Below are 25,038 nucleotides of genomic sequence, written 5' to 3'. Positions count from 1 at the left end.
CGAGGTGTCTCGGGAGGAAGAACGGCGACGCGGGAACGCGCGGTCGGACTCGGGGTCAGTCGCCCTCTCTCGACTCGCGCGACCCCCACACCCGCTTGTCGACGAGCTCGACCGTCATCGGCCCGTCGACCGTCACCTGACAGGAGAGCCGCGGGTAGCCGAAGCGGGCCGCGAGCCGGTCGTGCCAGTGGTCCGGCGGCGGCCCCTCGCGGATCCGGACGCCGCAGGTGGCACACAGCCCGCGCCCGCCACAATTCAGGCGGCGCGTCGCCGCGGCGTACGGCGACAGGTCGGCCGCGAGCAGCGCCCGCCGGAGGTTCCGCCCCCGCTCGATCGACAGCTCGGTGCGCTCGTCGCCGTCGAGGACGACCACCGGGACTGGTTCGGCGCTCTCGTCGCTCATTCGGTGTTCGATGCGTCGTCCGCTGGGACCAAAGGTCTGCGCCCAGACCGCGGCGCATCGGCGCCGACCCGGAACGGCTTTCGGCGCTCGCCCCGACCCCGTCGGCATGGACACGCGTCGCGCGCTGCTCGACGCCCTCGAGGACGGCCCCGTCTCGGGACCGGCGCTCGCCGCCGAGCTCGACGTCTCGCGGACGGCGGTGTGGAAGGCGGTCGAGGCGCTCCGCGAGGAGGGGTTCGCCGTCGAGTCGACGTCTGACGGCTACGCCGCGCCCGCCGACCCCGCGTACTGCGCGGCCGGGATCGAGTTCGGGCTCGACGCGCCGTACGCGGTGGAGTATCACGAAGGCCTCCCGTCGACGAACGACCGCGCCCGCGAACTGGCGGCCGAGGGCGCGGCCGACGTCGCCGTGGTCGCCGACGAGCAGACCGGCGGGCGGGGGCGGCTGGACCGGGAGTGGGTCGCGCCGAGCGGCGGCGTCTGGCTCTCGCTCGTCACGCGGCCGACGGTGCCGCCGGCCCGAGCGCCGCTCTTCACCCTCGCCGCGGCGGTCGCGACGGTCGACGCCTGCCGCGAGGCCGGCGTCGACGCGCACATCAAGTGGCCGAACGACGTGCTCGTGGGCGCCCCCGACGCCTCGGCGGGTCGCGGCGGTCGCGGCGGCCGCAAGGTCGCGGGGGTCCTCACGGAGATGGAGGGGGAGGCCGACCGGGTCTCGTGGCTCGTCGCGGGCGTCGGCGTCAACGCCAACGTCGACGCCGAGACGCTTCCGGCGGGCGCGACGTCCCTCCGGGAAGAACTCGGGGAGCCAGTCGACAGGCGTCGGTTCGCCGCGACCCTCCTCGAACGCTTCGCGGCGCTCGCGGGGACGCCCGACCGGACGGACCGGATCCTGCCGACGTGGCGCGACCGGGCGAGCACGCTCGGGAAGCGGGTGCGGGTGGAGACGTCGACCGGGTCCGTCTCGGGGACCGCCGTCGACGTCGAGTCGCCGGGCGCACTCGTGATCGACACCGGCGAGGGAACGCGACGAGTCCACGCCGGTGACTGCGAGCACCTCCGAGACGCGGACGACTGACCTCGCGGCCTACGTCCGCCCGGTCGCGGCTCCCGCGACGCTCGGCTCTGCCGGAACGTCGCCGTCGATCCGGACCGTCAGGACGGGGACGGCGCAGCCGCGGACGACCTTCTCGGCGACGCTCCCGAGCAGGAGCCGGTCGATCCCGCCGCGGCCGTGGGTCCCCATCACGACGAGGTCGCAGTCGTTCTCCTCGGCGTACCGGATGATCTCGCGGCTGGGCGTCCCCTCGACGACCGCCGAGTCCACGTCGACGTCGGTCTCCGCTGCCAGGTCCTCGACCGCCGCGACCGCCTCGTCGGCGTCGTCCTGTAGGAGCTCGCCGATCCCCTCCCACGAGGCCTCCATCGGCATTCCCGCGTATCTCGCCGTGTCGACGACGTACAGCGTGTGTACGGCCGCATCGTGGACCGCGGCGAGGTCGAGCGCGTGCGCAACGGCGCACTCGCCTTCGGCGGAGCCGTCGGTCGGAACGAGGATCCGGTCGTACAGGTCCATGTGTTCACATGCCACAAGGATCTCCGGTGTGATAACTCTTTGCAGGTCTTGCCGGTTTCTTCGGCAGTTTGGCGCCTCGGCGGTTCCTTCGGCGGTTCGGCCCTCGCCGGTCGGCGTTCGATCATGGCGCGCCCTTAAGCCCTCAGACGACGATACTCACCTATGACATCCGAAGTTCACCTCTCGCACGTTCAAGACGAGTTCCGAGACCACTCGTACCCGGCGCCTCGGGACGCGCTCGTCGAGTCGTGCGCGGGGACGACCGTGCTGTTCGCCGACGGCGACGCCGACCTCGGCGCGCTCCTCGAGGAGATCGAACAGGAGCGATTCGAGAGCCCCGAGGACGCGTTCGCCGCGCTCCAAAACGTCCTCCCGATCGAGGCGCTCGGCGAGCCGGGGCAGTCCGACGGCGACGCCTGACCGGGACGCCCGCCTCTTATAAATAGAGGCGCCACGTCACCGCTCCGCACGCCACGGCGCGTCTCGCATCGCTTTTTACCGCGGGTCGCGCACTGGTGGTAATGAGTTATCGGATCGGCCTCGTCGGCAAGCCCTCCGTGGGGAAGTCGACGTTTTTCAACGCCGCGACGATGAACGACGTGCCCGAGGGCGCGTACCCGTTCACCACGATCGACCCGACCGTCGGCGAGGCGTACGTCCGCGTCGACTGCGCCGCCCCCGAGTTCGACGAGAGATGCACGCCGAGCGTCGGCGTCTGCCGCGAGGGGACCCGCTTCGTCCCCGTCAAGCTCGTCGACGTCGCCGGGCTCGTCCCGGGCGCCCACGAGGGGCGCGGGCTCGGCAACCAGTTCCTCACGGACCTCAACGAGACGGACGTGCTGATCCACGTCGTCGACTTCTCCGGCAAGACGGACATCGAGGGCGAGACGACGGAGGGCCACGACCCGCGCGAGGACATCGACTTCCTCGAGGCGGAGCTCGACGAGTGGTACCTCGACGTGCTCCGGAAGGGCCTCGAGAAGTACGAGACGCGTTACCACGGGTCCGAGGCCGCCGTCGAGGCGGAGCTCGCCGAGCAGATGTCGGCGTTCGGCATCGACAAGGACCGGATGAAGCGCGTCATCCTCGCCGAGGGGCTCGAGCTCGACCCCGAGACGTGGGACGACGCGGACGAGGCCTCGCTCGCGCGGGAGATCCGGAAGCGCACGAAGCCGATGGTCGTCGCCGCCAACAAGATGGACACGCCGGAGGCGCAGGCGAACTGGGAGGAGATCACCGCGGACCCCGACTACGACCACCTCTCCTTCGTCCCCGCGAGCGCCCACGCCGAGAAGGCGCTTAAAAACGCGAACGAGGCCGGCGTCGTCGACTACACGCCCGGCGAGAGCGACTTCGACGTCGTCGGCGACGTCTCGGGCGAGCAGGAAGCCGGCCTCGACCGGATCGGTGAGTTCGTCGCCGACTACGACGGCACCGGCGTCCAGGGCGCGCTGGAGTCGGCCGTCTTCGACGTGCTCGGCTGCATCGCCGTCTTCCCCGGCTCCGCGAACGGGAGCAAAGACGAGAAGGGCGTCTTCCGCGACTGTTTCATCCTCCCCGAGGGGTCGACGACGGAGGACTTCGCGTTCCACATCCACTCGGACATCGGCGAGGGGCTCCTCCACGGCACCGACTGCCGGAGCGGGCGGCAGGTGGGCACCGACCACGCGCTCGACCACCGCGACGTGATCGAGCTGGTCTCGACGAAACAGCTCGCGCCGTAGGCGCCGATCGCCCCCCGAACCGGCTTTTCACCCCCGACGGCGACGGCGGCGGTTCTCCGGGCGATTTCCCGAAGTTGCTCACGAGCCCACGGACGAATCGCGACCGAGGCCGTCAGGTGTGAGCTCCACAGAATCCGAACAGGTTCGGGGGTCGGTGACGGGCTTCTCCGCAGCCAGCAGATATATACCTCGACTGTTCACATCAGCAGTTAGTCGGTAACCCAACGTGTCAAGTGAACTGATACCACTGGTAGCGGCGATCATCGCGATCGGAGTCATCGCGCAGCTACTTGCCGATCGCTTCGAAGTACCGAGCATCGTCTTCCTCCTCGTCGCGGGGGTCGCTCTCGGTCCCGAGGGACTCGGGTTCATCACCCCGGACACCTTCGCGTCGCTTCCGGCCATCGTCGGGCTCTCGGTCGCGATCATCGTTTTCGAGGGTGCGTTCCACCTGCGGATAGAGAGCATCCGACAGGCGACGAGAGAGAGCATCCGGCTCGTCTCGATCGGAGCGGCCATCTCGCTCGTCGGCACCGCGCTCGTCGTCCGGTTCGCGCTGGACGCCGATTGGGGGGTGGCGTTCCTCATCGGTTCGCTGCTGGTCGCGACCGGCCCGACCGTCATCACGCCGATCCTGCGGGTCGTTCCCGTTCGCGATCGAGTGGCGACGGCGCTGGAGACCGAAGGGATCGTCAACGACGTCACGGCGGCCATTCTCGCCATCGTGGTCTTCAAGACGATGCGGTTACAGGAACCGTCGGTACCGGCGTTCCTCGAGCTGTTCATCGAGCGGATCGGGACCGGGATCGGAGTCGGCGTCATCGTCGCGGTCGTGATCTGGGTCGTTCTCCGCTACATCGACCTCTCGCCGGGCGACGCGCCGCGAAACGCTCGGCTGGTCGTCCTCGCTGGCGCTCTCGTCGCGTTCGGCGCCGCCGACACCGTCGCGAGCGAGGCGGGGGTCGCCGCCGTCGCGACGGCCGGCATCATACTCGGGAACGCCGATATCCCCTACGAGGAGGAGATCGCCGATTTCAAAGGCGACATCACGCTTATCGTCCTCTCGTTCGTGTTCATCGCGTTGGCGGCGCTGCTCAGGTTCAGCGACCTGATCGCGCTGGGCGTCGGCGGCCTCGTCGTCGCCGCCGCGGTCATCTTCCTCATCCGGCCGCTGGACGTGCTCGTCTCCACGCAGGGAGGGGACTTCACCACGTCCGAACGGTTGTTCGTCAGTTTCGTCGGCCCGCGGGGGATCATTCCCGCCTCGGTCGCGACGCTGTTCGCGGTCGAGCTACAGGCGGCCGGCCAGTCCGAGGCCGCGACGCTGCTCGTCGGAACCGTCTTCTTGGTCATCTTTTCGACCGTCGTGCTTGAGGGCGGGTTCGCCCGCCAGATCGCCGAATACCTCGACGTGATACCAATGCGTGTACTCATCATCGGCAGCGGGCGGGTCGGCCGCGAGGTCGCCGCTCGACTCGAAAACAGGGGAGAGAACGTCGTCATCATCGAGAACGACGAGACAGCGATCGAAACCGCCCGCAGCGAGGGACTCACGGTGCACATGGGCGACGGGGCCAACGTGGACACGCTCCGCTCGGCCGGTATCGAGAACGCCAAGACCGTCATCGCGGCGACCGGCGACGACACGGTGAACCTCTTCGTCGGGCAACAGGCCACCACGAACTTCGACGTCGATCGCGTGGTCTGCCGGGCGAACGACCCGGAGAACCTCGACGCGTTCGATGACCTCGGCGTCGAGACGATCTCGCCGACCCAGGCGACGGCGCAAGCCATCGACGACCACATCGAGCGTCCGGCGATGGCCCGCTGGGTGGACATGCTCGGCGAGGAGGGCGACGTGCAGGAGGTGACGCTTCAGAACCCGGAGCTCGTCGGACAGTCGCTCAACGAGCTCGGTCCGGAGATCCCGGGTCGCTGTCTCGTCGCTCTCGTCTCCCAGGGCGACGAGACCTTCGTGCCCGAGGCGACGTATACGCTCGAGGCCGACGACCACCTCACCCTCATCGGCGAACCGGAAGCCGTCCAGTCGACCATGTCGCTGATACGCGGGAAGTAACGCCCGTCGAGTCCGTTGCCCGGGGTATCGCTCGCACCCGGCGTCGAGCCCCTCGAACGCACTTATAAGGCCGCCCCTCGCGTATCGGGGACTATGGAACGTACCGTAACGGTGGTACCCGAGGCGGGGCTCCACGCCCGCCCGGCCTCGGAGCTGGTGCAGACGGCGAACGGGTTCGACGCCGACGTGTCGATCGGTCGCGCGGACGACGGCGACGACGGGCTCGTCCGCGCCGACAGCATGCTCTCGGTGAGCGGGCTGAACGTCGGCCACGGGGAGACCGTCCGCGTCGTCGCCGAGGGGGCGGAGGCGGGGGACGCCCTCGACGCGGTCTGCGACCTGCTGACGAGCGAGGTCGATGGAGACGGCGAGGACGGCGACGAGAGCGACGACGGCGGGGCCGAGCCCGACGGCGGTGACCCGGCGTGAGGACGCTCTCCGGCGTCGGGAGCACGCCGCTTGCGGGCGTCGGCGCGGCACGCTGGTATCGCCCCGGGGCGGACCTGACGCTCCCCGACCGACCCGACCCGACCGCGGTCGACGCTGACGCCGAACTATCGCGGTTCGCGGCCGCCCGCGACGAGGCTCGGGCGGAGATCCGGGCCGCACGCGACCGCGCCGCCGAGCGCGTCGGCGAGGAGGAGGCGGCCGTCTTCGACGCGCACGAGCAGTTCCTCGACGACCCGGAACTGGTGGGGGACATCGAGGACGCGATCGGTGAGGGAGCGCCGGCCGAACACGCCGTCCACGACCGGTTCGCGGATGCGATCGAGCGGTTCGAGGCGCTGGACGGGCAGATGGCCGAGCGCGCCGACGACCTGCGCGACGTCCGCGACCGACTGCTCTCCGTCCTCCTCGACGTCGACTCGCTCGGCGACCTCGGCGACCTCCCGGCCGGGACCGTCCTGCTCGCCGAGCGGCTCACCCCGAGCGACACCGCGGAGCTGGACCCGGACGCGGTCGCCGGGATCGCGACCGTCGCCGGCGGGCGGACCGCGCACGCGGCGATCATCGCGCGGTCGCTGTCGATCCCCGCGGTCGTCGGCGTCGGGGAGCCGCTCCGCGAGGTGTCGGACGGCGCCGACCTCCTCGTCGACGGAGAAGCGGGACGGATCGTCGTCGACCCCGACGCCGAGACGCGTGCGGCCGCGGCGGGCGACGCGGCGTCGGCGGTGCCCGAGCGCGTCGCGACCGCCGACGGCAGACCGATCGAGGTGGCCGCGAACGTCGGGAGCGAGGCGGAGCTCGCCCCCGCCGCTGACCGCGGCGCCGACGGGATCGGACTGTTCCGGACGGAGTTCCTCTTCCTCGACCGCGAGGCGCCGCCGACAGAGGACGAGCAGTACGAGACCGTGACCGACGCCCTGTCGGCGTTTCCCGACGACCGGGTCGTCGTCCGGACGCTCGACGTGGGCGGCGACAAGCGGGTGCCGTACCTCGACCTGCCGAGCGAGACGAACCCGTTCCTCGGGCGGCGCGGGATCCGGCTCTCGCTCGACGAGCACCGCGACCTGTTCGAGACGCAGCTCCGGGCGCTGTTGCGGGCGGCCGCGAGCGAGGGCGGCGAGGGGCTCGCCGTGATGGTCCCGCTCGTCTCCCGGGTCGAGGAGGTCGAGGCGGCCGCGGCGGCGGTCGAGTCGGTCGCCGCCGACCTCGCCGCCGAGGGGGTCGACCACGCCGTCCCCGAGCTGGGCGCCATGATCGAGACGCCGGCCGCGGCCCTCCTCGCCGACGCGCTCGCCGAGCGGCTCGACTTCCTCAGTATCGGGACGAACGATCTGACCCAGTACGTGATGGCCGCCGACCGCGAGAACGACGGGGTCGCCGCGTACGGCGATCCCCTTCACCCGGCGGTGTTGCGGGCGATCGACCGCACCGTGTCGGCCGCCGCGGGGACCGACGCCTGGGTCGGGATGTGCGGCGAGATGGCGGGCGACCCGACGCTCACGGAGCTCCTCGTCGGGCTCGGGCTCGACGAGCTCAGCATGAGCGCGGTGACCGTGCCGGCGGTGAAAGAGCGGGTTCGAGAGGTGGACTCGGCCGAGGCGCGCGACCTCGCCGACGAGGCGCTCGCCTGCGAGACGCGCGCCGAGGTGCGAGAGCTGCTCAACGCGTAGCGAGTTACCCTCGTTACAGTTTCTCCATCCCGCGGGCGGCCTCGGCCTGCTCGTGGACCGACTCCAGCGTGGCGGACGGATCGGTCGCGGCCACGGCCGCGTTGACGGCTCCTTCCAAGACGGGCGCGTCGGCGATGACCGCCTCGGCGTCGCTCAGCTCGACGGCGACGTCGGCGTTCATCACGGCGCTCCCGAGGTCGACGAGGACGACGACACCGTCGCCGTCGTCCGCGGCGTCGATCGCGGCCCCGATGTCGTCCGGGACGGTGCCGATCCCGCCCTGTCCGTCGCCGCCGACGGGCTCGATGCGGGTGTCGCCGGCCATCTCCGCGGCCACCTCGACGATCCCTTCGGCCGCGCGCTCGCTGTGGGAGACGACGACGAGCCCGACCATCAGCCGTCCTCCGGGTCGGGCGGGGTCGCGTCATCCGACTCCGCCGCACCCTCGTCAGGGATCGTCGGCGAGGTCGCGTCGACGTCTGGGACCTCGGCGTCGAGTCGGTCGGCGGCGACCGCGAGCAGCTCCTCGAGGATGAACAGCGCGCTCGTCGCGCCGGGGTCCTGGTGGCCGACGGACCGCCAGCCGAGGTAGGAGGCGCGCCCCTTCTTCGCCCGGATCGGGACGGTGAACGCGACGCCGCGCTCGGCCGCGTCGACCGCCTTCGCGAGCGCTTCGAGCGGCGGGAGCTCGTCCGTCTCGATCGACTTCTTGAACGTGTGGACCGCGGGGGTGAGCGCGTCGACCATCGTCTGGTCGCCCACGCGGGCGTCGCCGCGGTCCTCGACCTTCTCGAGGTAGGTCTCGGCGAACGCCACGGCGCTTTCGGGCGTGACCCCGCCGTCGAGCTCCGCGCTCGCGAACACGAGCGAGCCGCCGAACAGGGGGCCGGAGGCGCCGCCGACCTCGGCCATGAGCGTCTTCCCGACCGTCTTGCAGACGGTCTGCGGGTCGGGGTCGTCGAGGTCGCGCGCCGCCTCGGCGGCGGCCGCCCACCCGCGCGCCATGTTGCCCCCGTGGTCCGCGTCGCCGATGGCGGAGTCGAGGTCGGTGAGGTGGTCGCGCTCGCCCTCGATGCGGTCCGCGACCGCCTCGACCGCCGCGACAACCGCGTCGCCGTCGCTCGCATCGTCCGCCGCTCCGCCGTCGGTTCGGGTCCCCCCGCTCATCGCGTCTGGGTGAGTGCGGGGGTGTCGGCCGGCGCGCCGAGCAGCTCCTTCAGCTCGTCGTCGACGGCGCAGACGGTGACCGACGCGCCCATCATGTCGAGCGAGGTCATGTAGTCGCCGACCCACGCGTCCCACGTCTCGAGGCCGCGCTCGCCGAGCAGCTCTTGGAGCCGGCGGTTGACCACGAACAGCTCCATCTGCGGGGTTCCTCCCATCCCGTTGACGATCGTGAGGACCTCCTGGCCCTCGTCGAGGTCGAGGTCGTCGAGGACGGCCTCCGTCAGGGCGTCGGTGATCTCGTCGGCGCTCATCAGCTCGGTGCGCTCGGTGCCGGGCTCGCCGTGGATCCCGATTCCCAGTTCGATCTCGTCGTCGCCGAGGTCGAAGGTGGGCTCGCCTTTCTCCGGCGTGACGCAGGAGGTGAGCGCGGTGCCCATGGTGCCGACGTTGTCGATCACCTTCTCGGCGACGCGCTTGACCTCCGACAGCTCGGCGCCCTGCGCGGCCTTCGCGCCGGCCGCCTTGTGGACGAGGATCGTCCCGCAGACCCCCCGTCGCCCCGAGGTGTACAGCGAGTCCTCGACGGCGACGTCGTCGTTCACCACGACGCTCTCGACCTCGACGCCCTCCATCTCGGCGAGTTCGATGGCGGTCTCGAAGTTCATCACGTCGCCCTCGTAGTTCTTGATGATCGCGAGGACGCCGTCGCCGGCGTCGCAGGCCCCGATCAGCTCCTCGAACTCGTCGGCGGTCGGCGAGGAGAACACGTCGCCCGCGGCGGCCCCGTCGAGCATGCCGTCGCCGATGTACCCCGCGTGGGTCGGCTCGTGGCCGCTCCCGCCGCCCGTCACGAGCGCGACCTTCCCGTCGACCGGCGCGTCGTCGCGGACGAGCACCTGCGTGTCCGGGAGCCGGCGGAGTCGGTCCGGGTACGCCGCGGTCATCCCGTCAAGCATCTCGTCGACGACGTCGTCCGGGTCGTTGATCAGCTTCTTCATAATCAACGTGTATGACACTCCGAGATCTGTTAAAGATAGTGGGAGTTCACGCTCCTCACCGGTCGCAGCCAGAGCGATCGCGCTTAACACCGGGTGAACGGTGCGCTCGCGCCTCTTTCCGGCACCCGAAACTCGCTGGGACCCATCGCTCGAAACTCGCTGGGATCGCTCACGCGGGTCGACGGTGGCGCGATACACCGCGCAGGCGTTCCCACGAATCAACAATCATGATACTCAATTATGTCGGTTGGCTCATATTTCTAACTGGGTGAAACCATATGCCAATCGAAGACCTCGCTCGCAGCGACGCCGTCACGGCTCCCCCCGAAACCTCCGTGACCGACCTCGCGGCGACCATGGACGAGGAGAACGTCGGTAGCGTCGTGATCACGGACGGCGAGACGCCCGTCGGGATCGTCACGGACCGGGATCTGACCGTTCGCGTCCTCGGAGCGGCAGTCGATCCGACCGAGCAGACGGCCGAAGACGTGATGACCGACGGGCTCTGCACGGCCGAACCCGGCACCGGGTTCTACGAGGCGACGAACCTGATGGCCGAGCACGGAATCCGACGCCTCCCCATCTGTGAGGGAGACACGCTCGTCGGAATCATCACGGCGGACGACGTGGCCGAACTGCTCGCCGACGAACAGCAACAGCTCGGCGATCTCATCCGCGCCCAGCGACCGGAGTACTGATCCCAAATGCCCGAAGAACAACTGTTCAAAAGCGAGAACCGTATCGACAGAGCGGCGATCTCGGAGGCGCTGCGTGACGCCGCGGACCAGATCGAGTCCGGCGACGTCACGCTGGGAAGCGGCGCGGAAACGCAGACCGCGACGGTTCCGGAACGCGCCCGGTTCGAGGTCGAACTCGAACGGCTGACGGACTCAGAGACCGGAGACCAGCGGCTCGAACTGGAGTACGAGATCAGGTGGACGGAGTAGCCCTCGACCCGTGCCGACTGCACTCTCCCTGTGCGCGGCACGCGGCTTTTATTTCTCTCTGAGGATACCGACGGTGGCGACTATCGAGAGTAGGACGAAATTGGGTGGCTGGGGAGTCCCAGCCCACCAATCCCGCACGGCCAAAGACCGTGCGCGTTGTAGGTGGGCCAACACGGATTTTCACCTGTGGACCTCGACGCCTTCGGGCGGTTTCCGCCCTCGGCGTCTGCCGCACCGCCGCTAATCAGGGCTTCGCGCAACCTGCGATTGAGCAATCATGAGTGAGCAAGACCTGATTGAAATCGAAGTGGATAGTGCTTTAGAAATGTACCTTGACCAACGCCAACCAGAAGTTTCGGACTCTACGCTCCAAGCTCACCGCTACCGGCTTGGTCATTTCGTGGAGTGGTGCGAGAACGTCGCAGAGATCGACAATCTGAACAACTTGACGGGTCGCAACCTCCAACAGTACAAAATCTGGCGACGTGAAGACGGTGACTTGAACAACGTCTCGCTGGTGACACAGCTCTCCACGCTCCGTGTCTTCATCAGATGGTGTGAGGACATCGATGCTGTAGAACCCGGTACTCACGACAAGATCTTGATGCCGTCGTTGAGCACGAACGAGGACCGAAGAACGGTTACACTCGGGAAGGGCGCCGCAGAAAAGCTTATCGAGTACCTCCGGCAGTTCAAATTCGCATCTCGGACACACGCTCTCGTAGAGCTACTGTGGCATACGGGGATGCGAATAGGTGCTGCCCACGCTCTCGACATCGTTGACTACAATCCCGAAGAGCAATATGTCGAGCTTCATCATCGGCCTGAGTCAGGAACCCGGCTGAAAAACAAGGAAGCCGGTGAACGATACGTCGCTTTGAGTACCGAAGTGTGTGATGCGCTAGATTCCTATCTCAAATACGAACGCGAGAAGGCCGCCGACGATGACGGTAGACAGCCGTTGTTCACATCTCGTCATGGACGCCCGGCAAAGTCTTCTCTCCGAGATAGCATCTATCGGATCACCCGTCCTTGCCAATATACAGGTGAGTGTCCTCATGACCGTGAGATAGAGTCGTGTGAGGCGATGGAGAATAACAAGGCTAGTACCTGTCCGTCGAGTGTCAGTCCACACGCGATTCGTCGGGGGTCAATTACCTACCACTTGGCGGAGGACGTTCCTGAGAAGGTCGTCAGCGACCGGATGAATGTGAGCCTTGACGTGCTTGAAAAGCACTATGACCGCCGTACAGAGCGAAAGAAATCAGAACAGAGGAGAGACTATACTGACGAATTATAACAGAACAAATTTTGAATTGTGGGCTACCAATCAAACTAATAATCAGTCCTCAATTAAGACTCTCTGAGATTCACCGGAAAATCACCGACATACTAACATAGTTATAATAAACGCTATCTAGTTCTCTATTAGGTTCCACTTTCACTCCGGTCACGGAACATTAATTAAAGAAAGTACACAATAATCTAGCAAATGAATAGACCTCATTCGGGATTTCCCGGTGTAGTAATGGAGAATGTCCATATTGACGGTGGTAGTACAGCTATCAAGAACGATGGAATGCCGATGATACTGAATAATGTGACTACAACAAACTACACCGATACTGGGCTTCGAGCTAAGAATGCTCCAATCCTCGGACAAGATCTACATTTCCAGTCGAACGATGCTCGCTTAGGATGGGATTTTGAGCGGAATGTCAGTTCTAACTTATATAACTCCACCGTCAAAGGGCATCGGGACGCAGATATCCGGTTCGGTCCAGACTGTCGCGCTGACATTTCCGATGTAACCGCTCGGAGTCTCTACGATAAAGCGAGGCGAGAAAATCCACTTCTCCCGCAAACTGGTCTTCAAGAGCTGGATATGGCGATTAATACAACCGAAAAGAAGCTCCAACAGGAGCAAAACCGTGGACGACTAAAATGGCTTCTTAACAGCCTCAGCAGGCAGCTTTGAGTGTTTTCTCGTCTTAGGGACTATTCTTAATCCAATTGCTCCAAAAATAACCTGAAAAATCCGAATTCTGAAACCCGGAAGGTGCGCGGCTAACCGATAGTCCACGACGTAGAAGGGCTCCGTGGAAGCAACGGTTGAAATCTACTAATACAGAGCGTTCTAACTATCCAGAGTTGGAACGAAGTTAGGTGGCTGGGGAGGAGACAGCCCCTAACGCGCCACGACAAAGAATCGTGGGCGCTGTGAGTGGGCCAACACGGATTTGAACCGTGGACCTCCCGGTTATCAGCCGAGCGCTCAACCTGACTGAGCTATTGGCCCAGGTGAGCGCATTCAGTCGTTGCGCGGGTAGGATTTTAAGGGTTTCCTTTCGTCACTCCCCCGCCGTCTCGCGGTTTCGACGCCGGGCGACCCGACGGTCTCGCGGTCAGTCGGTTCGCTCGGACTCCTCGTCCTCGACCGTGTAGTCGACGTCGACCACGTCGTCGGCGCGATCCGGGTCGTCAAAGCGATCGCCGCCGTTTCCGCCGCCGCTGTCGGTCGCCCCGCCGGCGCCGCCCGCGCCGGGGAAGTCGTCGGGGTCGTCGCCCGAGGGATCGCCGTCGAACCCGCTCCCGCCGAATCCGCCGCCGCCCATCGTGAAGCCGGCCCCGCTGCCGTTGCCGTCGCCGGGGAACCCGCCGATGTACACGTTGCCGGAGGCGAAGCCGTCGGTCTCGCTGTCGATGTACGGCACCACGACGTACTTTTTGAGCGCCATCCGGATCGGGACCCGAGAGAGCGGGAACGCGAGCAGGAAGCCGACCGCGTCCGTGACGAGCCCGGGGGTGAGCAGGAACGCGCCGGCGGCGATCAGCAGGCCGCCGTCGAGCAGCTCGTCCGTCGGCGGTTCGCCGCGGGCCAGCTTGCGCTGGACGCGCGCGAGCGTCGCCCGGCCCTCGGCGCGCAGGAGGAGCATGCCGAGCACGGCGGTCAACACGACCAGCGCGACCGTGACCGCCCACCCCAGCCGCGTCGCGACCACGATCAGGAACAGCGCGTCCACGAGGGGGACGACGAGCAGCAGCGCGAGCAGCGTACGCGGGCGCATACCACGAGGGTTCCCGCCGGGGACTCATAGCCCTTTTCGTCCCGGCGGCGGCTCGGAGTCCGTTCGGGGAGGCGATCCGCGACCGCCACGGCTTTGAGCGGCGGGTCCGACCCGAGGGTATGGACATCGTCGGCGCGCTCGGTCGCGAGCCCCCGGAGCGCGAGTCGCTGCCGCGGTGGGTCGCACCGCTGCCGAAGGCGCTGGAGGACGTCGCCTTCCGGTTCGCGTGGGTCATCGTCGCGATCAACCTCGTCGGCACCGCGTTCGGCTTCTGGTACTACCGGTTCCAGTTCCGGGAAGTGCCCGTCGAGATGTGGGCGTTCGTCCCGGACAGCCCGGGCGCGACGCTGCTCATCGCGCTCGCCCTCGCGGCGTGGGCGGTCGGCCGGTCGAGCGACACCCTCGCGGCGCTCGCCTTCTTCGGGAACATCAAGCTCGGGCTCTGGACCCCGTACGTGCTCGTCGTCTTCGCGCCGCGGTTCGTCGAGACGTCGGGGCCGCCGCTGTACGCGTTCCTGCTCGTGAGCCACCTCGGGATGGTCGTGCAGGCGTTCGTGCTCTACCGGATCACGGACTTCCCGCCGAAGGCGGTCGCCGTCGCGACCGCGTGGTACACCGTCGACCTCCTGATGGACTACTTCGTTCCCGTCACCGGCGGCGTGACACACACCTCGCTTCCGTACGCGGACGCCACCCCGTGGTTCACCACCACGGTGCTGCAGGTCGCGGCCGCCGGCGCGGTCGCGCTCACCGTGATCCCGCTGTTCTGGACGCTCGGGACGCACGTCGAGAAGCTTCGGGCCCGCCACGGTCCCGGTCGCGACGGGCGCTGACCGCGTCCCCTCTTTAAGTTCGCCGCGCCCGTCGGCCCACCCATGAGCGCCTACGAGCGGATCGCGGGGCTGTCCGTGACGATCGAATCGGTCGACCGGCGCCGATACACCGGCGAGACCACCAGCGGGTTCGAGCGGACCACCACCGAGTTCCGGCTCGCCGGCGACGGCGTCGTCGGGCGCGGCGAGGACGTCACCTACGAGGCCGAGGACCACGCCGCCCTCGTCGGGACCGACCACGTCGACATCGAGGGCGAGTGGACGATCGCGGAGCTCTCGACGCGCCTCGACGACGAGGACCTGTTCGCGCACGAGCCGCCTTCGCGGGAGCACTTCCGGAACTACCGCCGGTGGGCGGTCGAGAGCGCCGCGCTCGATCTGGCGCTCCGGCAGCGCGGCGAGTCGCTCGGGGAGTGCCTCGGTATCGAGCCGGATCCGGTGCGGTTCGTCGTCTCCACCCGGCTCGGCGAGCCGCCGACGACCGACCGCGTCGAGGAGCTGCTCGCGCTCGACGACGACCTGGAGTTCAAGCTCGATCCGACCCCGGACTGGCCGGAGGAGGCGTTCGTCACCCTCCGCGAGACCGACGCCGTCCGGATCCTCGACCTGAAGGGCTGGTACGAGGACACCGACGTCGACGTCGAGGCCGACCCCGAGCTGTACCGCGACGTGTTTGCCGCGTTCCCGGCCGAGATCGTCGAGGACCCCGCGCTCACGCCCGAAACGCGAGCCCTCGTCGAGCCGCAGGCCGACCGGCTCTCGTTCGACTACCCGATCGACGGCGTCGAGAGCCTCGAATCGCTCCCGGTCGACCCCGGCTACTGCAACATCAAACCCTCCAGGTTCGGCACCCTCGAATCGCTGTTCGAGACGATAGCGTACTGCGAGGACCACGGCATCGAGATGTACGGCGGCGGCCAGTTCGAGCTCGCCAGCGGGCGAGACGCGATCCAGACGCTCGCCGCCCTCTTCTACCCCGACGCTCCGAACGACGTGGCTCCCCGCCCGTTCAACGACCCCGAAGCCTCCCCGCCGTATCCGATGAGCCCGATCCGGCCCGACCGCGACGCGGTCGGGTTCGAGTTCTGAGACGGTACGATCTCGGCCGAATGTCGCTCGACCATTTATAAATAGAAATGGAATGCGGTGGCGCGTGCCTCCGAGCGCCCGCAGGGTGCGAGGAGCACGCGCGAGGGAGTCGCGAGCATAGCGAGCGACGAGGTTGGGGAGGCGTGAGGTGCGGTGCGGTGCGGGGTGGGACTCAAAGGGGCAGCCGCGAGGGCGGCGGAGGCGACGCAAGCAGCGTGGCGCGTAGCGCCACGGGCAGCCGGCGGCGAAGCCGCCGGCGACACCGGAGGGAGCGAACGGAGTGAGCGACCGAGGAGCGCAGCGAGCGTGCGCCGCCCTCGCGGCTGGGGCTTTGGAGGTGTTCGCTGGCGATCCGGAGTCGCTCACGTATAACCGAGCGGCTGGGGCTTTGGAGCTGTTCACCGCCGAGTCGCCAGTGTCGACTTATAAACGAACACCTGCGACCTTCACGAACCGAACTCACGGTCCTGCCCGAAACGACCGATCAGGAGACGAACTTCAGCAGGTCGTCGCGGTTGTGGTCGTGAAAACGGGTCCGCAGGCACTCCTCTAACGCCTCGATGTCGCCGCGCTTCGCGCAGATCGGCGCCACGCGATCCGACCACTGCTGCCACGGCGGGTAGAGTCCGAGGCGGTCGCAGATCTCGTCGAGCCGCTCGTCGAGGTCATCGATTTTGTCGGTCTTGTTAACGGCGATGATGGGTTCGACGCCGACGTCCTCCAGGAAGCCGTACATCTCCACGTCGTGCGGGATGTTCCCGCGCTCGGCGTGCCGGTCGATGATGTCGACGGCCGCCTTCCCGTCCATCACGACGACGCCCGCGAGGATCGAGTCGGCGTTCTCCTCCAGGTAGCGGACGATGTTCGTCTTGATCGTCTCGCGGTGCTCCTCTTCGACGCCGGACATGAAGCCGAACCCGGGGAGGTCCGTGAACATGAAGCTCTCGCTGGACCAGTCGAAGTGGTTCGGCTGGCGGGTGACCCCCGGCTTGCCGCCGGTCGAGAAGTCGTGGCCCGTCAGCTCGCGCATCAGCGTGGACTTGCCGACGTTCGAGCGCCCCACGAGGACGACCTCGGCGTCGCGGTCCGGCCGGTCTTCGAACATACCCGTACGTGGGCGACTGAGCGGTTTAAAAGGCGCGTCGTCGGTTGCGACCCGCGGCGGCGACCGCGGATCCTCAATAGGTCGTGCCGCCGGTCCTCAGAGCGTCGTCCCGACGTCGTTGCTCGCGCGCGTGTCGCCTTCGACGCGGTCGTTCACGGTCGCGAACGCCGAGCCGAACATCCGGAAGACGGCGACCTGCCCGTAGAACTGAACGAACGGGACCAGCAGGAGGCCGACGACGGTGACGGCCAGCAGCGCGGTCGCGATCCACATGACGACCGCCACGACGATGGGCATGAGCACCGCGACGAGGTACTCGGTGCTGAGCAGCGCCGGCTTCAGGAGCTCCGGGTCGAACGCGGCGCTCAGCTCCCCGCGGGCCGCGTACGCCGACAGCGCGGCGGGAACGGCGTAGTAGATCAGGAACAGCACGGGGATGAACGCCAGCGCCAGCAGGAGGCCGACCACGCCGACGAGCGCGCCGACGTCGCCGCCGACCGCGCCGCCGGTCCCGCTCACGACCCCCACGACGACCGCGTAGACGACCACAGGGATCACCGTGTACGCGAGGGTGATGATCGTCCCGATCACGCCCTTCGTCAGCAGTTCGCCCCAGTCGGTGAACTCCGGGGGGACCTCGTCGCCGCCGATCGTCCGCTCCAAGACGCGCACGAGGTAGCCGACGATGAGGAACGCCGGAATCACGAGCACCGAGAGGAGCCCCAGTATCCCGCCGATGACGATGCGGCCGATCCAGTCGCCGCGAATCGGATACGAGAGTCCGTCTTCTAACATACGACGAATCAACACCGATCTGATATATAAGTTCGGCGGTGAGTGCCGCCGGATCGGCGGACGGGCCGGACCGAGTCGCAATCGGCGGACCGAGTCGCAATCGGCGGACGGCCACCTCCCCGTGCTCGCGTTCGAGGCTTACTTGGCGGGTCGGACCGTCCATAATCCATGGACAAGCAGGCCGTCCGCGAGGCCGTCTGGGACGCCTTCGAGGCGGGCGACCAGGCCCGGTTCCCGTTCCCGCCCCACGACCGGATCCCGAACTTCGCGGGCGCGGACGCGGCGTGCCAACGACTGACCGAGACCGACGAGTGGGCCGCGGCGGCGACGCTCAAGTGCAACCCCGACGCCCCGCAGTTGCCGGTCAGGCGCGCCGCGCTCCGCGCCGGCAAGACGGTGTACGTGGCGCAGCCGCGGCTGCGCGACCCGGACCCGTTCCTCCGGCTCGACCCGGACGAACTCGCCGCGCCCGACGACGACGGCGCGGCCGACCGCCCGACGATCGACGACGCCACGACCGTCTCGGGGATCTCGACGCACGGCACGCCGGTCGCGCCGGAGGACGTCCCCCACGTCGACCTCGTCGTCTCCGGCTCCGTCGCGGTCACCACTGACGGCGCCCGCATCGGCAAGGGCGAGGGGTACAGTGACTTAGAATGGGGTATGCTCCGCGAACTCGACGCCGTGGACAGCGAGGCGCAACGCGCCTCTGGCAGTCGGGCGAAGCCCGACGACGACGAGACGACGGTCGCGACCACCGTCCACGAGCTCTCCGTGATCGACGGCCCGGCGTCGGCGCTGGCGGGCGAGGCCGGCGGAGCGGACGGCCCCGCGTCGAGTCGACTGCCCGAGCCGGACGCTCACGACGTGCCGCTCGATCTGATAACTACTCCCGAACGGACGATCCGGACTGAGACGCCGTACGAGCGGCCGTCCGGGGTCGACTGGGACGTGCTCGACGCCGAGCGACTGGACGACATTCCGGTGCTCGCGGAGCGGGCACCGGAGTGAAAACAACGGGATTCGGACGGCCGACCGTTCAGTTCGCGCGCTTCTCAGTTCGCGCGCTTCTCAGTCCGCTCGCTTCGGCGACGGCGCGGACCGCTCCGTGCGGTGGTCGGCGACGTGACCGCACTCGGGGCAGACGATGGTGCGCTCGTCGCCGTCGCTGACGACGAGCCACCCCTCCGAGACGGGGTTCTGGAAGCTACACTCCGCACAGAAGAGGACCGACTTCCGGCGGGACGACCGGGGACCGCTAGCGACTGCGTTCATGTGCAGCCGTAGGAGCCGGACGTATATGGGTCTTGTTCGACCTGATCGTTCGGTATATTCCGAACTATAACTCAAATCTGCGCCGTCTCTTGCTTATAAATCTCACATTCATTTCAGAAAGCGGAACAGAATCGATCGGTAGCTGTCGGCGGCGTCACCGATCGCTATCGCGCCAGCGGCATGTTGTAGCTCGTCTCCGCCTCCATCACGTGTTCCCACGTCGCCTCGCACTCGCAGGAGACCTGTGCGAAGACGCTCGGGTCTTGCCGCTTGTCGAAGTCCTTGATCGCGGTCTGGACGCGGTCGTCGCACTCGCCGCAGTTGTGCGCGCCCCGGTCGGAGCCGTGCCCCACGGGGTCTGAGACGACGATGGCGTCGACGTCGGCCGTTTCTTCGAGGACGTGCGCGACCGACCAGAGCCACGGCGGCCGGTAGCCGCCCTCGAAGAACAGCTCGTCGACCATCGTGTAGCGCTGGACGTTCGTGGGGTTCATCGAGACGGTGTGGCAGCCGTCGACGTCGGCGCAGCGCCGGATCGAGTCGATCATGTCGGCGGCGGCCTCCGGCTCCGCGAGGAACGGCGGCTTCATGAGGAGGTACGCCTTGATCCCAACGTCGGCGTCGAACTCGGCGTCCGCCGCGGCCGCCTCGGCGCAGGCGTCCTCGAAGTCGGCGAAGTCGAAGTATTTGTTCACGCAGTCGTGGCGCACCCGGTCGGTGGCCGTCTCCAGCCCGACGGCCACGTCGGTCGCGATCCCGTGGTCGGCGAAGTCGCCGATCTTCTCCCGACTCACGAAGTCCGGCAGCGACTCGACCACGATCCGGTCCCGGTCCGCGAACGTCTCCGCGATGGCCCGTCGGGTCTCCGCGGGCACCTCGCGCTCGTCGAGGAAGGACCCCGAGGTGTAGATCTTGATCAGCTCGGCGGGCGCGTCCGCCTCCTCCCGCTCGTGATCGAGACAGACCTCGATCTGGTTCATCAGGGCCTCGTGGCTCACGCTCCCGCCCTCCACGGACTCGGCGACGTAGCCGCACATCGTGCAGCCGCCGGCGCGGGCCCACCGGCACCCGCCCGTGTTTAAGATGATCGTGAGGGAGTTCACGACGCCGTCGGGCGTGTTGTCCTCGTCGATCCACACGCGGGTCGGCTGCGTCGGGTCGTACGTCTCCGAGCGCTCGGCGCGGATATCGCGCATCACGGCGTTGTGCGCGTCCATCCCGCGCCCCTGCTCGTACGCGTCGGGGCTCGGCTTACTCATTACCGGAGGGAGCGGCCGAGCGCGTAAAGCCGTGTCGTCATCGCGTACTCGTCCGCGCCGCGACCGGGCCGGCGACCGCGCCGGTGACCGCTCCGACGACGGCCCCCGCGGCGTTGAGCGCGGCGTCGGTCCACGCGAACGACCGCCACGGGATCGGCGCCTGCACGAGCTCGATCCCGAACCCGAACGCGGTCGCCGCGGCTACCGCCATGGCCGCGGCGACCGCGACGCCGCGTCGCTCCCGGTTCGCCGCGCGGACGAACAGGGCGGCCAGCACCGCGTAGCCGACGAAGTGGAACGGGGCGGTGAGCCCGAGCCCGGCCGGAAGCGCACCGACGATGAGGTCGAACGCGCCGTCGACGAGACCGCCGATCGCGCCGCCGGGGGCCCCACCCGACGACGCGGTCGGAACCGGGACCACCGAGCCGACGAACACGACGACCCCGAACGCGGCCGCGGCGGTCCGGGGTCGCGTCGCAGACGCTCCGGTGGTCGAATCCGGACCGTCGGATCGGGCTCGCCGGTCGGACGCGGAACCGGTCACGCTCCCGGTTCGCCTCGCGGGGAGTTATGGCTCACGGCTTCCAGAAGGGTTCATGACTCCCGAGCGGCCGGGCGCCGGCGCGTGCTCCCCGTCGAAACCGCTCGCTCGCACGGGGCGACGATCTCCGCCGATACCGCACCTCACCGGGGCGCTGTCTCCGAGTCTCGACCGCGTCGCCGCCGCGCCGGATTTATAAACGCCCCTCACGTGACACGCGACGAATCGTAACCGGTTTCGGCTACGTCGGGAGGTGAACACCTAACACGCTACAGTCCGTCTATAATGAACGAGCATTACATGACTGAAATGGGCGGCTACAGAGACCGAGTTGCACAGGTCGATCTCGGCGAGGGAGCGGTCGAGTACCGCGGGATCGACGACGAGGACGCGAAAAAATACATCGGCGCGCGCGGCCTGGGCGTCAAGTACGTCTTCGACGCCGGCCCGGACGTGGACCCGATGGGACCGGACAACCGACTGGCGTTCATGACGGGCCCCCTCACGGGGACCCAGACCGTGATGAGCGGCCGCATCGCGCTGGTGACCAAGTCTCCGCTGACGGGGACGGTCACCGACTCCCATCACGGCGGCTGGTCCGGCGCGCGGCTCAAGTGGGCGGGGCTCGACGGCATCCTGCTCGACGGCGAGAGCGACGACCCCGTCTACCTGCTCGTCGAGGACGGCGAGGTCGAGGTACGCGACGCCTCCCACCTCTGGGGCCAGGGCGTCCACGACACGATCGATGATCTCGGCGAGGAGGTCGAAGGGTCGGTCGGCAAGAACCTCTCCGTGATGGCGATCGGGCAGGGCGGCGAGAACGGCGTCCGCTACGCCTGCGTCATCAACGAGGACGACCGGGCGTCGGGCCGCGGCGGCACGGGCGCCGTGATGGGCGCGAAGAACGTGAAGGCCGTCGTCGTGAAGGGCGGCACCGACATGCCGAAGCCCGCCGACTCGGAGACGTTCCAGGAGGGCTACCAGCAGGCGATGGAGGTCATCCGGGAGTCGGACGTCACCGCGCCCAACGAGGGCGGGCTCTCGATGTACGGCACCAACGTCCTGATGAACGCGACCGAGGAGATGGACGGCCTCCCGACGAAGAACGCGCAGCACACGTCGACGGAGGCGTACAGCGAGACCGACGGGATCGACGTCCAGGCCGAGCGCGTCTCCGGCGAGAACGTCCGCGAGAACATCCTCGTCGACGAGCCGACGTGTCACTCCTGTCCGGTCGCCTGTAAGAAGGAGGTCGAGGTCGACGTCACCCACAAGGGCGAGGACCTGAACGTCCGCATGGAGTCGTACGAGTACGAGTCCGCGTGGGCGCTCGGCCCGAACTCCGGTCACGACGACCGCGACGAGATCGCGGTCATGCTCGACCGGTGTAACGACCTCGGCATCGACACGATCGAGGCCGGGAACATGATGGCGATGGCGATGGAGATGAGCGAGGAGGGCAAACTCGAGGGCGTCGGTCACCTCGACTGGGGCGACTCCGAGACGATGATCGACCTCCTCGACGAGATCGGCCACCGCTCGTCGGACCTCGGCGACCTTCTCGCGGAGGGGCCCGAGCGCGTCGCCGACGCGAAGGACGCGCACGGCAACAAGCTCTCCGTCAAGGGTCAGACGATGGCCGCCTACGACCCGCGCTGCATGAAGGGGATGGGGATCGCGTACGCGACCTCCAACCGCGGCGCGTGCCACCTGCGCGGCTACACGCCGGCCGCCGAGATCCTCGGGATCCCGGAGAAGGTCGACCCGTACGAGTGGGAGGGCAAAGGCGAGCTCACCGCCACCTTCCAGGACCTGCACGCGGTGTCGGACTCGTTCGACATCTGCAAGTTCAGCGCGTTCGCCGAGGGGATCGAGGAGTACGTGCTCCAGTACAACGGCATGACCGGCCGCGACCTCTCCGAGGACGAGCTGTTCGAGGCGGGCGAGCGGGTGTACAACCTCGAACGCTACTTCAACAACCTCGCCGGCTTCGACGGCGCGGACGACACGCTGCCGAACCGCTTCATCGAGGGGCACCCGGACGCCATCCCCGGCACGGGCGCCAGCGAGGGCGAGCTGGTCGAGCTCGACGAGATGAAGGCGGAGTACTACGAGACCCGCGACTGGGTCGACGGCGTCGTCCCCGACGAGAAGCTCGAGGAGCTCGGGATCGACATCGGCCCGGGTACCGGCGTCTCCGCCGGCGACTCCGCGGCTCCGGCCGACGACTGAGGAGGGCCGCCGCGCGACCGGCGCGCGACTCCGGTTCGCGTTTATTTTTAAGTGACCCGCGCCGGTAGCGGCGTCCATGGCGCACGACCCGCTCTCGCCCGCCGAGGCCCTCCGCACGCGACTCGGCACCGTCGTCGCGACCGTGCCCCTCCTGACGCTCGTCTACTCCGTCGTGATCGCCGCGCAGCCGCTGCTCGGACTCATCGTCGCCTTCGGGCTCACCCTCGGACCGTACCTCTCGTACCGCCTGTTCGCCGCGCTCGACGCGCTCGCGGACGCCGCCCAGCGGATCGCCGACGCCCGCGAGCGCGAGGCCGAGCGGGGGGACCAGTTCGGATCGGTCGCCGAGCGGGAGGAGTCGTCCGCCGACCGAGTCTCGGAGCGCGAGCGCGGGCGGTAGCCCGTCTCGCGACACGAGAACGCGGCGTCTTATTTAAGCCGTGAGCCGTCCATCTGGCGGGTATGAACCCCCGCCCAGTCGCGGCGGTCGGCGTCGCGCTCACGACGTTCCTCGTCGTCGCCGCCGTCATCACCGAGGCGCTCGCGGCCCGGATCGCCTTCTCGGCGCTCGTCGGCCTCCCCGTCGGCGTCGTGTTCGGAGTCGCCGCGGGCGCGGCCGTCCGGGCGCGCCTCTGGCGCTCGCCGCGGTTCAGGCCGGTCCTGCTCGGGACCGCCGCGTTCGGGTACGCGCTGCTCGCCGTCGCCGCCGTCTCGTACGCCGTGCCGCCGGCTCGCGGCCTCGTGAGCGTCGCGACCGCGGTCCCGGTCGCCGGGCTCTGCGCGGTCGCGGTCGCGCTCCTCGCGCGGCGGTACTCGGGGCGAATCGGTTGAGACTGACCGACTGGAGCGCCTCACGCGAAGACGACGAACCGGAACAGCCACAGGACGCCCATCCCGACCGCGATGGTCGCGAACACGTTCTCGGTGCGCCACGCGACGACGCCGGCGACGGCGCCCGCGATCAGCCGCTCGTCGAGGAGCGTCGCGGTGACGGAGGGGCCCAGCGTTACCAGATCCGGGAGGACGAGCGCGGCGAGCACCGCCGGGGGGACGTAGCGCAGGGGACGCTTTATCCGGGGCGGCACCTCGTCGATCCGGCCGAACAGGTGGATAAAGGAGAGCCGGAAGCCGTACGTGGCGACCCCGATGAGGACGATAGCGAGCCAGACGCGCGGGGAGCTTACGGCGGGAAGCGCGCCCGTCACTCGCCGATCACCTCCACCGCGAGGCCGACGACGATGCCCGTGATCGCCCCGACGAGCAGTCCGAGGTTCAGCGGGAGCCCGGCGGCGACGACCGCGACCGCGCCGGCTGCGACGCCCGCGGCCGTGGTCGGCCGGTCTTTCATCGCGGGGACGAGGAGCGCGAGGAAGACGAGCGGCACCGCGAAGGTGAGTCCCCACGCGTCGGGGACGCCGGCGCCGACGACGACGCCGACGACCGTCCCGATCTGCCAGACCACCCACAGCGACGCGGCCGCGCCGAGGTAGTAGCGCCAGCGGCTACGCCCGGGGTCCTCGTCGAACTCCGCGACCGAGAGCGCGTACGCCTGGTCGGTGAGCAGGTACGCGAGGCCGGCCCGGAGCCGGCGGCCGTACTCCGCGAAGTACGGCGCGATGGAGGCCGAGTACATCACCATCCGGACGTTGATCACGACCGCCGTGCCGACCACGACCGCGAGCGGCGCGTCCGCCCCGAGCAGGTCGAGCGCGGCGAGCTGGGAGGCCCCGGCGAACACGATCACCGACATGCCGACCGCCTCCGCGAGGCCGAGGCCGGCGTCGACCGCGGCGATGCCGGCGACGAGCGCGAACGGGACGATGCCGAGCATC

At 68.3% G+C, this 25,038-nt stretch carries 28 protein-coding genes and 1 tRNA gene; 15 read left to right on the top strand and 14 right to left on the bottom strand.

The genetic code is table 11. The features are described 5' to 3' along the window. Window positions 1–55: 55 nt before the first annotated feature. A complete protein-coding gene (locus tag B4V06_RS08125) occupies window positions 56–403 on the bottom strand; it encodes a 2Fe-2S iron-sulfur cluster-binding protein (RefSeq protein WP_123112259.1) in 348 nt (115 codons plus the stop codon). A 106-nt stretch (window positions 404–509) separates the two neighbouring features. Here B4V06_RS08125 and B4V06_RS08120 point away from each other — a divergent pair, with 106 nt between their 5' ends. Further along, window positions 510–1,481 carry a biotin--[acetyl-CoA-carboxylase] ligase gene (locus tag B4V06_RS08120; RefSeq protein ID WP_498169001.1) on the top strand — a complete coding sequence of 324 codons (972 nt, stop codon included), beginning with the start codon at window positions 510–512 and terminating at the stop codon, window positions 1,479–1,481. Between the two features lie 9 nt (window positions 1,482–1,490). Here the strand turns inward: B4V06_RS08120 and B4V06_RS08115 are convergent, their stop codons facing one another. Beyond that, on the bottom strand, window positions 1,491–1,979 hold the full coding sequence (locus tag B4V06_RS08115; RefSeq protein WP_123112257.1) for a universal stress protein: 489 nt from the start codon (window positions 1,977–1,979) through the stop codon (window positions 1,491–1,493). Between the two features lie 162 nt (window positions 1,980–2,141). On the opposite strand from B4V06_RS08115, the gene B4V06_RS08110 reads away from it, so the two are divergent. From B4V06_RS08110 to ptsP, 5 genes are all read left to right on the top strand, one after another. After that, window positions 2,142–2,399: a DUF5789 family protein gene (locus tag B4V06_RS08110; RefSeq protein ID WP_123112256.1), complete on the top strand. Its 258-nt coding sequence runs from the start codon at window positions 2,142–2,144 to the stop codon at window positions 2,397–2,399. A gap of 101 nt (window positions 2,400–2,500) precedes the next feature. Further along, on the top strand, window positions 2,501–3,703 hold the full coding sequence (locus tag B4V06_RS08105) for a redox-regulated ATPase YchF (RefSeq protein ID WP_498168999.1): 1,203 nt from the start codon (window positions 2,501–2,503) through the stop codon (window positions 3,701–3,703). A 226-nt stretch (window positions 3,704–3,929) separates the two neighbouring features. After that, window positions 3,930–5,780, top strand: a complete 1,851-nt coding sequence (locus B4V06_RS08100; RefSeq protein ID WP_498168996.1) for a cation:proton antiporter domain-containing protein — start codon at window positions 3,930–3,932, stop codon at window positions 5,778–5,780. Between the two features lie 93 nt (window positions 5,781–5,873). Further along, the gene (locus tag B4V06_RS08095; RefSeq protein ID WP_123112253.1) at window positions 5,874–6,209 is read left to right on the top strand and encodes an HPr family phosphocarrier protein; all 336 of its coding nucleotides are present in this window, start codon (window positions 5,874–5,876) and stop codon (window positions 6,207–6,209) included. Beyond that, entirely contained in the window at window positions 6,206–7,897 is a 1,692-nt protein-coding gene (ptsP, locus tag B4V06_RS08090; RefSeq protein WP_498168994.1) for a phosphoenolpyruvate--protein phosphotransferase, read from the top strand. The genes B4V06_RS08095 and ptsP overlap by 4 nt, the downstream gene beginning before the upstream one ends. A gap of 13 nt (window positions 7,898–7,910) precedes the next feature. Here ptsP and dhaM read toward each other — a convergent pair whose 3' ends face one another. From dhaM to dhaK, 3 genes are read right to left on the bottom strand one after another with little or no spacing between them, the layout of a single operon-like run. Beyond that, window positions 7,911–8,291: a dihydroxyacetone kinase phosphoryl donor subunit DhaM gene (gene dhaM / locus B4V06_RS08085; protein WP_123112251.1), complete on the bottom strand. Its 381-nt coding sequence runs from the start codon at window positions 8,289–8,291 to the stop codon at window positions 7,911–7,913. Then, window positions 8,291–9,064, bottom strand: coding sequence for a dihydroxyacetone kinase subunit DhaL (gene dhaL, locus B4V06_RS08080; RefSeq protein WP_123112250.1), 774 nt, complete (start codon window positions 9,062–9,064; stop codon window positions 8,291–8,293). The genes dhaM and dhaL overlap by 1 nt, the downstream gene beginning before the upstream one ends. After that, window positions 9,061–10,062, bottom strand: a complete 1,002-nt coding sequence (gene dhaK, locus B4V06_RS08075; protein ID WP_123112249.1) for a dihydroxyacetone kinase subunit DhaK — start codon at window positions 10,060–10,062, stop codon at window positions 9,061–9,063. Before dhaK ends, dhaL begins: the two co-directional genes overlap by 4 nt. A 278-nt stretch (window positions 10,063–10,340) precedes the next feature. On the opposite strand from dhaK, the gene B4V06_RS08070 reads away from it, so the two are divergent. The 3 genes from B4V06_RS08070 (at window position 10,341) to B4V06_RS08060 (ending at window position 12,309) form a co-directional block, all read left to right on the top strand. Beyond that, window positions 10,341–10,760: a CBS domain-containing protein gene (locus B4V06_RS08070; protein WP_123112248.1), complete on the top strand. Its 420-nt coding sequence runs from the start codon at window positions 10,341–10,343 to the stop codon at window positions 10,758–10,760. Between the two features lie 6 nt (window positions 10,761–10,766). Beyond that, complete coding sequence (locus B4V06_RS08065) at window positions 10,767–11,009, top strand: amphi-Trp domain-containing protein (RefSeq protein ID WP_123112247.1); 243 nt, start codon at window positions 10,767–10,769, stop codon at window positions 11,007–11,009. Window positions 11,010–11,286: 277 nt separating this feature from the next. Then, window positions 11,287–12,309: a tyrosine-type recombinase/integrase gene (locus B4V06_RS08060; RefSeq protein WP_498168989.1), complete on the top strand. Its 1,023-nt coding sequence runs from the start codon at window positions 11,287–11,289 to the stop codon at window positions 12,307–12,309. A gap of 925 nt (window positions 12,310–13,234) precedes the next feature. Here B4V06_RS08060 and B4V06_RS08055 read toward each other — a convergent pair. Both B4V06_RS08055 and B4V06_RS08050 read right to left on the bottom strand, forming a co-directional pair. Continuing rightward, a tRNA-Ile gene (locus tag B4V06_RS08055) sits at window positions 13,235–13,308 on the bottom strand. Between the two features lie 106 nt (window positions 13,309–13,414). Continuing rightward, window positions 13,415–14,077: an FxsA family protein gene (locus B4V06_RS08050; protein ID WP_498168987.1), complete on the bottom strand. Its 663-nt coding sequence runs from the start codon at window positions 14,075–14,077 to the stop codon at window positions 13,415–13,417. 119 nt (window positions 14,078–14,196) lie between these two features. Between B4V06_RS08050 and B4V06_RS08045 the strand changes: the two genes are divergently transcribed. Together B4V06_RS08045 and B4V06_RS08040 are read left to right on the top strand one after the other, a co-directional pair. Further along, window positions 14,197–14,910, top strand: coding sequence for a DUF1405 domain-containing protein (locus B4V06_RS08045; RefSeq protein ID WP_498168984.1), 714 nt, complete (start codon window positions 14,197–14,199; stop codon window positions 14,908–14,910). Between the two features lie 42 nt (window positions 14,911–14,952). Beyond that, window positions 14,953–15,999 (top strand): hypothetical protein, encoded by a 1,047-nt coding sequence (locus tag B4V06_RS08040; protein ID WP_498168981.1) that lies wholly within the window; start codon window positions 14,953–14,955, stop codon window positions 15,997–15,999. Window positions 16,000–16,483: 484 nt separating this feature from the next. On the opposite strand, the gene engB is transcribed toward B4V06_RS08040, so the two are convergent. Both engB and B4V06_RS08030 read right to left on the bottom strand, forming a co-directional pair. Then, window positions 16,484–17,104 (bottom strand): GTP-binding protein EngB, encoded by a 621-nt coding sequence (gene engB, locus B4V06_RS08035; protein WP_498168979.1) that lies wholly within the window; start codon window positions 17,102–17,104, stop codon window positions 16,484–16,486. A gap of 96 nt (window positions 17,105–17,200) precedes the next feature. After that, complete coding sequence (locus tag B4V06_RS08030; protein ID WP_498168976.1) at window positions 17,201–17,899, bottom strand: DUF4013 domain-containing protein; 699 nt, start codon at window positions 17,897–17,899, stop codon at window positions 17,201–17,203. Between the two features lie 168 nt (window positions 17,900–18,067). Between B4V06_RS08030 and B4V06_RS08025 the strand changes: the two genes are divergently transcribed. Next, window positions 18,068–18,910 carry a 5-formyltetrahydrofolate cyclo-ligase gene (locus B4V06_RS08025; RefSeq protein WP_123112238.1) on the top strand — a complete coding sequence of 281 codons (843 nt, stop codon included), beginning with the start codon at window positions 18,068–18,070 and terminating at the stop codon, window positions 18,908–18,910. A 60-nt stretch (window positions 18,911–18,970) separates the two neighbouring features. On the opposite strand, the gene B4V06_RS08020 is transcribed toward B4V06_RS08025, so the two are convergent. The 3 genes from B4V06_RS08020 to B4V06_RS08010 form a co-directional block, all read right to left on the bottom strand. Continuing rightward, window positions 18,971–19,174, bottom strand: a complete 204-nt coding sequence (locus tag B4V06_RS08020; protein ID WP_094522190.1) for a DUF8106 domain-containing protein — start codon at window positions 19,172–19,174, stop codon at window positions 18,971–18,973. Between the two features lie 164 nt (window positions 19,175–19,338). Next, window positions 19,339–20,433 (bottom strand): archaeosine biosynthesis radical SAM protein RaSEA, encoded by a 1,095-nt coding sequence (locus B4V06_RS08015; RefSeq protein WP_123112237.1) that lies wholly within the window; start codon window positions 20,431–20,433, stop codon window positions 19,339–19,341. A gap of 37 nt (window positions 20,434–20,470) precedes the next feature. Further along, window positions 20,471–20,977, bottom strand: coding sequence for a VanZ family protein (locus B4V06_RS08010; protein ID WP_123112236.1), 507 nt, complete (start codon window positions 20,975–20,977; stop codon window positions 20,471–20,473). A 297-nt stretch (window positions 20,978–21,274) separates the two neighbouring features. On the opposite strand from B4V06_RS08010, the gene B4V06_RS08005 reads away from it, so the two are divergent. The 3 genes from B4V06_RS08005 to B4V06_RS07995 all read left to right on the top strand — a co-directional run bounded on the left by B4V06_RS08005 (window position 21,275) and on the right by B4V06_RS07995 (window position 24,037). Then, a complete protein-coding gene (locus B4V06_RS08005) occupies window positions 21,275–23,206 on the top strand; it encodes an aldehyde ferredoxin oxidoreductase family protein (protein WP_123114815.1) in 1,932 nt (643 codons plus the stop codon). Window positions 23,207–23,282: 76 nt separating this feature from the next. Further along, window positions 23,283–23,606: a DUF8066 domain-containing protein gene (locus B4V06_RS08000; RefSeq protein ID WP_123112235.1), complete on the top strand. Its 324-nt coding sequence runs from the start codon at window positions 23,283–23,285 to the stop codon at window positions 23,604–23,606. A gap of 62 nt (window positions 23,607–23,668) precedes the next feature. Beyond that, window positions 23,669–24,037, top strand: a complete 369-nt coding sequence (locus B4V06_RS07995; RefSeq protein ID WP_123112234.1) for a DUF8147 domain-containing protein — start codon at window positions 23,669–23,671, stop codon at window positions 24,035–24,037. Window positions 24,038–24,057: 20 nt separating this feature from the next. Here the strand turns inward: B4V06_RS07995 and B4V06_RS07990 are convergent, their stop codons facing one another. After that, on the bottom strand, window positions 24,058–24,411 hold the full coding sequence (locus B4V06_RS07990; RefSeq protein ID WP_123112233.1) for an AzlD domain-containing protein: 354 nt from the start codon (window positions 24,409–24,411) through the stop codon (window positions 24,058–24,060). Beyond that, window positions 24,408–25,037 (bottom strand): AzlC family ABC transporter permease, encoded by a 630-nt coding sequence (locus tag B4V06_RS07985; RefSeq protein ID WP_498169077.1) that lies wholly within the window; start codon window positions 25,035–25,037, stop codon window positions 24,408–24,410. The genes B4V06_RS07990 and B4V06_RS07985 overlap by 4 nt, the downstream gene beginning before the upstream one ends. Between the last annotated feature and the right edge of the window lies 1 nt (window position 25,038).

Source organism: Halorubrum sp. B53, assembly GCF_059752395.1.
Note: the sequence above shows the minus strand (reverse complement) of the source record. Positions and strands in the feature narration are given on the sequence as shown.